The organism is Pseudomonas meliae (assembly GCF_001400515.1).
Taxonomy (GTDB): Bacteria; Pseudomonadota; Gammaproteobacteria; order Pseudomonadales; family Pseudomonadaceae; genus Aquipseudomonas; species Aquipseudomonas amygdali.
Genome location: NZ_LJQT01000183.1, coordinates 1 through 8,453 on the forward strand (window position 1 = coordinate 1; position 8,453 = coordinate 8,453).

Sequence of the window (8,453 nt, forward strand, 5' to 3'; positions counted from 1 at the left end):
AACCCGGGGCGGTTCACTTCAAGAGAAAGGGCTAGCGAAGTGGGCGTGCACGGTAACAGGTGGGCAACAGCGAGAGTGGATCTTCTATACCCGAAACAACGAAGCCTTTATCGTTCAGACAAAAGTGGTTCTGGCGCAAACCGGGCCATACCCTATCGAGTTGAGCGCACGCAAAGAACCCGTATTGAGTACCGAAATGCACAAAGGTGGAAATTCTCCTGGAGACAACCGTATTACGCCAAAGAGTTGCGTAGCGTGAGCCCGGCAGCTTCGTCATCGAACGCTACATTTGCTGGCGCATGGCGAAGCAAAAAGGCATAACGCAATTTCAAAAAAATACCTAAACCACAACCCCGACGAGTAAAGTACCGCCGCCCGAGACGTGGATCCGGGTTTTCCCATGGAGTTTCACCTTGAAGTCATTTAGCAAAGTCGTCGCCGCAGCAGTATGTGGTCTGGTTCTGGCGGGTTGCACCGGCACCCCTATGAAAACCCCGCAATACGACAGCAGCCAATACACCGTCGTAGGTCACAGTGAAGCAAGCGCCACCGGCCTGATGCTGTTCGGTCTGATCCCGATTCGTCAGAACGACCGTTTTGTTCGTGCGCAGAACAGCGCCATTCAGGCCAAGGGTGGCGATGCGCTGATCAATACCCAAGTGCAGGAGAAGTGGTTCTGGGCCTGGGTTCTGAACGGCTATACCACCACCGTTTCTGGTGACGTGATCAAGCTGAAAACGGCTAAATAAGCACCGCTCGGTTTCAGAAAGCCCGGTTCGCCGGGCTTTTCTGTTTCTGGCTATTGGCGGATGCACTGTCGGGGGTGTTGTAAGAGCAGGCACGCATCGTTACCAACCGCCAAAAGGTTTAGCATTCAGCCCTCCTTCGGATGTGAAGTTTTTTTGCATGACGGCCTTCTACCTCAAGTTACTCATTACCCCCGCGCTCATGCTGGCTATTTCGTTGGCGGCCAGGCGCTGGGGTGCCGGCGTGGCAGGGCTGCTCTCCGGCCTGCCGATGACCTCGGCGCTGGTCATGCTGTTTCTCAGCCTCGAGCAAGGCACCCAGTTCGCCTCGATGGCAGTGCCTGGGGCATTGGCTGGGCTTGCGGCGATTCAGGCGACTTATCTGTTTTATTTTCTGGCCACTCGACGCGTTTCAGCGGTGGCTGGATGCACCTTGGCGCTTGCGGTGTATGGCGCAACGGCCTTTGTGATGAACCTGTCGGACTTACTGACGCTGTCGATCATCTTCACGCTGCTGATGGTTGCGTTGATCGTTGTTGCCACCTCGAAACAGGCACCACCGGATGTAGCGTCATACGTTGCAATGCCGCGCTGGGTCATTCCGATGCGAATGCTGACGGCCACCCTTCTGCTGCTGGCGATTACCGCAAGCGCTACCTGGCTCGGGCCGGTGGTCAGTGGGCTGCTGGCGCCGATCCCGGTGATCGCCTGGCCGCTTGCAGTGTTTGTCCATGTGCAAGGCGGGCGTTATGAACTGGCGGCAATAGTCCGGGGCAATGCTATTGGCGCGGTCGGGGTGGTGAGTTTCTACCTGACCCTCAGGTATTCCATATTGCAATGGGGCGCGTTCGTGTCTATCGCGGCTGCCGTTTTGCTGGCTGTGGTGGTGACGGCTGTGTTGGCGCGGTTGTTGGCGAAGCGGTAGGGCTTATAGTTCTCTCACAGACGTTAAAAAACACTTCAGCCATGCTCCTCAAGGTGCCTTATGAGTTTGATACCCGAACTGAACAGCGACGCTAACGTGCTGATATGCGGGGCCAGCCGAGGTATTGGCTTGGCACTGTGCGCGGCGTTGCTTGCTCGCGATGATGTGGCTCAGGTATGGGCGGTCGCGCGTGAAGCCAGTACTTCCAAAGAGCTGGCAAAGCTTGCAGAGCAATATGGCCAACGCATCAAACGCGTCGACTGCGATGCGCGTGATGAACAATCCCTTGAAGCACTTGTGAGCGAGACGCTTGATGGATGTGAGCATCTGCACCTCGTCATCAGTACGCTAGGCATTCTTCATCAGGACGGCGCAAAAGCAGAAAAGGGCCTGGCACAACTGACACTTGCGAGCCTGGAGGCGAGTTTCGCGACCAACACTTTTGCACCGATCCTGCTGCTCAAACACCTGCTCCCGTTATTGCGCAAACAACCTTCAACTTTCGTGGCGCTCTCCGCGAGGGTTGGCTCTATTGGCGATAACCGGTTGGGTGGCTGGTACAGCTACAGAGCCAGCAAAGCAGCGCTGAACCAGTTGCTGCACACGGCCGGTATCGAGTTGAAACGTCTTAACCCGGCCTCTACTGTCCTGGCAATACACCCAGGCACGACTGACACGGAGCTGTCTCAGCCCTTCCAGGCGAACGTACCTGCAGGCCAGCTGTTCGAACCGGCGTTCTCGGCGGATCGCATTATTGAGGTGGTAGGCGCACATGGACCGGCCGACAGCGGGACCTTCTGGGCCTGGGACGATAAGCCGATTGTCTGGTGACTTGTTTCACTTGTGAGAATGAGGTCGCTGTCCGTCCTCACTAACGGGCTGTTTTGGTCGGAAAGTCCCCGCCGCTTATAACCCCTTCGTCGGATAAGGCCCATTGCTATCAACGAGACGGCATTACTGGCGTCATACCCCACTCTCAATGGACCCACCGCAGGTAAGGAGCACGGCATGACCCAGGTATTCAACATCAAGGACGCCACCAACCCTACGGCGCTTGGGAATTTGCAGGTCAAAAGCGCCAGTAGCCAGGTCAGCAATAACCCGATTGAACTCATCGTGCAGGGCACTCCTGGCAACGACTACATACGTGGTGGGCTGGCCAATGAACTGCTGATGGGTGGTGGCGGCAACGACCAGCTAGTCAGCGGGGGTGGCAACGATGTGATGGTCTCCAGTGCCGGATACGACGGTATGGACGGCGGCGCCGGTAATGATGTATTCCGCTTCGACCGCATCGGCGACAGCTATATCAATGGCGGAGGCGAGCACACCGATTCCATCAGCCATTTTGACCCCGCCCACGATACCCTCGACGTGTCGGCCCTGGGCTATAGCCATTTAGGCGATGGCTATGGCGATACCTTGCACATCCGTAGCGAGCCTCTGCGCGGCATTTACTTTTTGGAAAGCTACGAGCGAGACGGTAATGGCAAACATTTTGCCGTGCAGTTCATGGCCAATAGCGGCCTTATTACCGATGCCAACTTCCAGCCGCTGATCAACGGCACTTCGCACAACGATCTGCTCGAAGGCACAGACGCCAGCGAATCCCTGAAGGCCGGCGCTGGCCGCGACAACGTCGAAGCGGGTGCGGGCAATGATCGGCTGTTCGGCGGCACCGGCGGCGACACTCTGAGCGGCGGCGCGGGTGCCGACAGCTTCGTGTATACCCGGCTCAGCGACAGCTACCGCAACGATGCCAGTGGCAGCTACAGCAGCCGCGACCTGATCACCGACTTCAGTGGCAACGGCCATGACATGATCGACGTGTCCGCCTTGGGCTTCACCGGGCTGGGTAACGGCTACAACGGTACGCTGAAGGTGGTCCTCAACCTGGCCGGCGATGCCACCGCGCTTAAATCATTAGAGGCCGATGCCAACGGTAACCGCTTTGAAATTCTGCTCAGTGGCAACCATGTCAATGAGCTCAACGCCAGCACTGTGCTGTTCGCCCCGCCCAGTGATGCGACGGTTGTGACCACTCCGCAGCCGATCACCTCGGTGAGTCTGGTAGGCGGTGACAAGTCCGACACCCTTTATGGTTACTGGGGCAACGATACCCTCGCCGGCGGTGCCGGGAACGACACCCTCGAGGGTAACGCCGGTGACGATGTGCTGACCGGTGGGGTGGGCGCGGACAAGCTCACCGGCGGCACAGGCAACGACCGTTTCGTGTTCACTAGCAGCGCCGACAGCCATGCGGGCAGCAGCGACCTGATCACTGATTTCATCTGGGGCCAGGACAAGCTCGACGTCGCTGCGCTCGGCGTGACCGGTTTTGGCAACGGCCGCGACGGCACCTTGAGCATGACCTACGATGAAAACACCGACCGTACCTACCTGCGCAGTAGCGAGCCAGGCGCCGATGGGCATGCGTTCCAGGTCACGCTAGCAGGGTTCGACTACACGCGAGAGCTCACCAACGCCGACCTGGTGGTTGCCGATACGGCAGACGTGGCGCTCGTGGGTCAAACCGCCGTCGACCTCGCGAGCTGATATCACCTGAACAGCTAGCGTGTGGGCACCCCTGCCCACCTTTAGTTGTCTGGACGCCTACAAGGCAGGAACAGTGAGCGGTATTGATGCTCACTGCTCCTGCATTTTCAACGCGACCAGGCCTGGTTCGCTGTCAAAGCGCTCGCCTTCCGCTCTTTCTTTTCGCTGGCGCGCAGTCAATAGGTAGAGTCGCCGTTTTATTGCGTCAGGAAATAGACCAATCAAAACTTTTCACTGGCTTGCAGAACAGATGGGCAAAAACCGCTGTTAATTTTGTGCGCGAAAAACCGCATTTTTGAAAATAACCGGAAGCCTGGGCAATCCGGCTTATGGCGTTACTCCGACGTATTTAAATCCAGCCGACCTGCGGAAAATAGGCTGAACTTGTAACGGGCGCTATCTCTCTCAATAACTACGCCCACCTGTTTATAAGGAAAACACCATGTCCAAACTCGCAGAATACCGTCAGCTGGAAAAACACCTCGCCGAGCAACTTCAGGCACTGGAGACCATGAAAGGCAACGAGGGCCTGAAGAAAGAGATCGAGTTCGAAACCAAGCTGCGCAAGCTGCTTGAGCACTATGGCTTCAGCCTCAAGCACATTGTCAATCTGCTGGACCCACAGAGCTCGTCGCGTCGCCAGGTCGCGGATAAACCTGCGGGCACGCGCAAGCCGCGTGAACTCAAGGTGTACAAGAATCCGAAGACCGGTGAAGTGATCGAAACCAAAGGTGGGAATCACAGAGCCTTGAAAGAGTGGAAAGCAGAGCACGGTGCTGATGTCGTCGAGAGCTGGCTGAAGAAATAAGCCTTGCGCCATGCAACGGTTGATTGACCGGGGTTAATCTGGAGCATCGGCTAATCACCGTTCGCGCGGTCGAACTGCCGATGTCGGGAACGACCCGCTTCGCCAGTACGTCAGACCTCTATCGACTCACTGAAAAGGTACAGCGCAATGGAAAAGACAATCACCGTGGACCAACTGGCTAAAACTGACCTCAGATCAGTTAAAGAGATATGGCTTGGTGATACCCATACTCAGCTATGTCTGTGGCGTGGCGAACAAGTCGTCACACACGACATGCTCAGCGAGGGTACCCACGATCAGAACAATAGTCGCCTGCACTTGCAACTGGTCAACCCTGACGACCGGGCTGCAGTGGCCAGCGTCGAGGCGCTCGTTCGTGAGCGGCTGGAAAGGATGGGAAGCAAGGGTGAGTTTTATCCAGCTGAGAATGCGGACACTCACCAGTAATCACGCTGATTACACGCGATTCTGTAGGGTCCTTGGGCTGCATTGCCAGACTGTAGATGTGTGACGCAGAGCGTCCAGAACGGCATGCCAACGCGGAGCATTGGCACGATAGTCATTTCAAGGCTTGCGTATAACCGTGAGAAGTCAGCGTGGTTATGGCTGGGTAACAGTCACCAACATCCAGCACATGCCCGCGAGCGGCGGAATGGTCAATGACGATAGCCTCACCCACCTTCCCTTTTTTTGGCGCTATTGCAATTAACTGAGACCAGAATTCAGGCACTTGGTAGTCGCTTTCGCCGTATTTGACTGTTTTCATCTGATCAATATGATCCGCAGCCACACGATTTCGGCACACTAGAATGTGCCGATTACGATATTGGCACTTCTCTGAACAGAACGTCTTCAAGAGTCCCCTCCGGTCGAACCGAGCCCCTGAAAAATCGAACGCTCAACGCACCACCGACTCGAAAGCCTATGACCCTGACAAATGCCCATCTCTCCACTGTCTGACGATGCCTTGTTTGAAGCATTGTTTAGCCTCGGCTGGCAGCTGATTGCTCGCTCCGGACCTCGCCAGATGGTCAACCCGAATTCAAAAAGAGTAACCCTATGAGACCGCAAACCTCCTTCATCTTCGACCTGGACGGCACGCTGACCGACAGCGTTTATCAAAACGTTGCTGCCTGGAAAGAAGCACTGGATGCAGAAAATATCCCGCTTGCGATGTGGCGTATTCACCGCAAGATCGGCATGAGCGGCGGGCTGATGTTGAAGTCGTTGTCGCGTGAAACCGGCTTGGATATCAGTGAAGAACAAGCCGAACGACTCAGCGAAAAACACGCTCAGGCGTATGAGCGGCTACAGGGGCAGATCATTGCGCTGCCGGGCGCTGTCGAGCTGCTTGAGACGCTCAATAAGGAAAACCTCAAGTGGTGCATCGCCACGAGCGGCGGGATTGATACGGCGACGATCAATCTCAAGGCTCTGAAACTGGACATCAATGAGATCAACATCGTTACGCGCGATGACGTGAGCTACGGCAAGCCAGACCCGGATCTGTTCCTGGCAGCAGCGAAGAAGATAAACGCGCCTATCGACGAGTGCCTGGTGATTGGCGATGCGATCTGGGACATGCTGGCGGCGCGCCGCTGCAAGGCAACCGGCGTGGGCCTGCTTTCGGGTGGTTATGACATCGGCGAGCTTGAGCGCGCAGGTGCCTTGAGGGTCTATGAAGACCCGCTGGATCTGCTGAATCATCTGGACGAGATTGCTTCTCGCCCTTGAATGATCGGCTGGCGTGGCAAATGAGGTAATTATTTACCTACATGCCCGCGAAAATCGGGTTCATCATTCCCATATCACTCGCTGCCGTCATTGACCGTAGCATTGCGAGCCCATAGTGTACGTGCACGCGCTGTATTCTGCGGTGCTCGTCATAGCCAAGGAAAAGGCAATGCACAGTAGCCCGCGCTTGCACTGGCCCGACACACTCCTCTCTGATATTCCAAATTTGCCATGAGCCAAGCCGCGTTCGTTAACCCAAGCATCCTCACGTGGTCCCGCGAGCGGGCAGGCCTGTCTGCCGCCCAGGTCGCCAGAAAGCTGCCTGTGAAACCTGAGCGTATCAAGGAGTGGGAAGCAGGAAAGACGAGACCAACCTTTTTGCAAGCCCAGAAGTGGGCGAGCGTTGCGCATGTTCCCTTTGGGTTTTTGTTCTTGCCTCAGCCTCCTGTCGAACAGCTGCCGCTACCAGACTTGCGCACAGTCGGTAACTCGGCACCCTTGCGGCCAAGTTTGGAGCTTGTGGACACAGTAAAAGACGCAATTCGCAAACAGGACTGGTATCTGGAATACCTTCACGTACAAGAGCACCAGCCTCTTCCGTTCGTCGGTCGCTTCGACAGCCGGACTCCGGTGAAGACGGTTGTGAGTGATATTCGGCAAACTCTCGGTGTCGATCCGGAAAAGTCCCGCCTTGATTACGATAAATACAGCCGCGCGCTGATTGATGCTGCCGAAGTGGCTGGTGTGCTTGTCATGCGCAGTGGCATCGCGCTGGGCAATACCCATCGCAAACTGGAGGTCAGTGAGTTTCGAGGCTTCGCCATCAGTAATTCGCTGGCTCCAGTGGTGTTTATCAACAGCTCGGATGCTCCGACAGCTCGGTTATTTACGTTGATGCACGAACTCGCTCATCTCTGGATTGGCAGCAGCGGCGTTTCTGACGCGGGTACTGCGAATGGTCGAGAGGAAGAGCGATTCTGCAACGCCGTGGCGGGTGAGTTTCTTGTACCCGAAGAGCTTTTTCGAGCTGTATGGAACGCTGGTATTGAATGGGAAAGTAATCTGGCCCCTCTCGCTACGAGGTTTCATGTCAGCAAGCTTGTTATTGGTCGACGCGCGATGGACCTGGACTACGTTACGCAAGAGCAGTACGGCCTCTATTACCAGAAGGTCCTAAAGGCATTCCGGGAAGAGAAAGGCGGTGCCGGGGATTACTACCGCAATGCAACGGCCAAAAACAGTACGCGGCTGAGTAGGGCTGTACTGACCGAAACCCTGAGTGGGCGGATGCTGTTGCGTGAGGCAGGTAGTCTTCTCGGTGTACAGCCAGCCAAGTTAAGAACGCTGGCGGAGACACTGGCCCGGTGATGTTTCTGATGGACTCCAACACCCTGATTGAAGCCAAGAATCGCTATTACGGCATGACGATTTGTCCGGCTTATTGGCAATGGTTGCTGCTTCAAAACCAGACATTTTTCTTGGCCAGTATCGGTCCTGTTAAAGACGAACTTACCAAAGGCCATGATGAGCTGGCTGACTGGGCAAAAAATAATTCGACTTTTTTCCAAAGCATTTCGGATGAAAAGACTCAGGCCGAATTCGTGAAAGTCGCTACGTTGGTAGCGCAAGCGCAAGGCATGAAGACTGGAGCAATGGAGGAGTTTCTTAAGGATTCTCCGATCAA

General features: G+C 55.8%; 10 protein-coding genes and 1 pseudogene. 10 read left to right on the forward strand and 1 reads right to left on the reverse strand.

The window, feature by feature from the left end; all coding sequences use genetic code 11:
• The 7 genes and pseudogenes from ALO64_RS25925 to ALO64_RS08310 form a co-directional block, all read left to right on the forward strand.
• Nucleotides 1–259: pseudogene (locus ALO64_RS25925) on the forward strand (hypothetical protein); the annotation flags it as partial.
• Nucleotides 260–413: 154 nt separating this feature from the next.
• Entirely contained in the window at nucleotides 414–749 is a 336-nt protein-coding gene (locus tag ALO64_RS08285) for a hypothetical protein (protein ID WP_005745763.1), read from the forward strand.
• Nucleotides 750–906: 157 nt separating this feature from the next.
• A complete protein-coding gene (locus ALO64_RS08290; RefSeq protein WP_044345328.1) occupies nucleotides 907–1,671 on the forward strand; it encodes a hypothetical protein in 765 nt (254 codons plus the stop codon).
• 60 nt (nucleotides 1,672–1,731) lie between these two features.
• Nucleotides 1,732–2,502: an SDR family NAD(P)-dependent oxidoreductase gene (locus tag ALO64_RS08295; RefSeq protein WP_044345330.1), complete on the forward strand. Its 771-nt coding sequence runs from the start codon at nucleotides 1,732–1,734 to the stop codon at nucleotides 2,500–2,502.
• A 177-nt stretch (nucleotides 2,503–2,679) separates the two neighbouring features.
• Nucleotides 2,680–4,227, forward strand: a complete 1,548-nt coding sequence (locus ALO64_RS08300) for a M10 family metallopeptidase C-terminal domain-containing protein (protein ID WP_044345331.1) — start codon at nucleotides 2,680–2,682, stop codon at nucleotides 4,225–4,227.
• Nucleotides 4,228–4,669: 442 nt separating this feature from the next.
• A complete protein-coding gene (locus tag ALO64_RS08305; protein ID WP_010203168.1) occupies nucleotides 4,670–5,035 on the forward strand; it encodes a histone-like nucleoid-structuring protein, MvaT/MvaU family in 366 nt (121 codons plus the stop codon).
• Nucleotides 5,036–5,182: 147 nt separating this feature from the next.
• Nucleotides 5,183–5,482 (forward strand): hypothetical protein, encoded by a 300-nt coding sequence (locus ALO64_RS08310; protein ID WP_002555839.1) that lies wholly within the window; start codon nucleotides 5,183–5,185, stop codon nucleotides 5,480–5,482.
• A 112-nt stretch (nucleotides 5,483–5,594) separates the two neighbouring features.
• On the opposite strand, the gene ALO64_RS25515 is transcribed toward ALO64_RS08310, so the two are convergent.
• Nucleotides 5,595–5,801, reverse strand: a complete 207-nt coding sequence (locus ALO64_RS25515; protein ID WP_044324534.1) for a hypothetical protein — start codon at nucleotides 5,799–5,801, stop codon at nucleotides 5,595–5,597.
• 293 nt (nucleotides 5,802–6,094) lie between these two features.
• Here ALO64_RS25515 and ALO64_RS08315 point away from each other — a divergent pair, with 293 nt between their 5' ends.
• The 3 genes from ALO64_RS08315 to ALO64_RS08325 all read left to right on the forward strand — a co-directional run.
• Nucleotides 6,095–6,769, forward strand: coding sequence for an HAD family hydrolase (locus ALO64_RS08315; protein ID WP_002555838.1), 675 nt, complete (start codon nucleotides 6,095–6,097; stop codon nucleotides 6,767–6,769).
• A 231-nt stretch (nucleotides 6,770–7,000) separates the two neighbouring features.
• Nucleotides 7,001–8,137: an XRE family transcriptional regulator gene (locus tag ALO64_RS08320; protein ID WP_044345333.1), complete on the forward strand. Its 1,137-nt coding sequence runs from the start codon at nucleotides 7,001–7,003 to the stop codon at nucleotides 8,135–8,137.
• Nucleotides 8,137–8,453: DUF4411 family protein (locus ALO64_RS08325; RefSeq protein ID WP_094195077.1), on the forward strand; the 317-nt coding region annotated here is incomplete at its 3' end. The genes ALO64_RS08320 and ALO64_RS08325, both read left to right, overlap by 1 nt.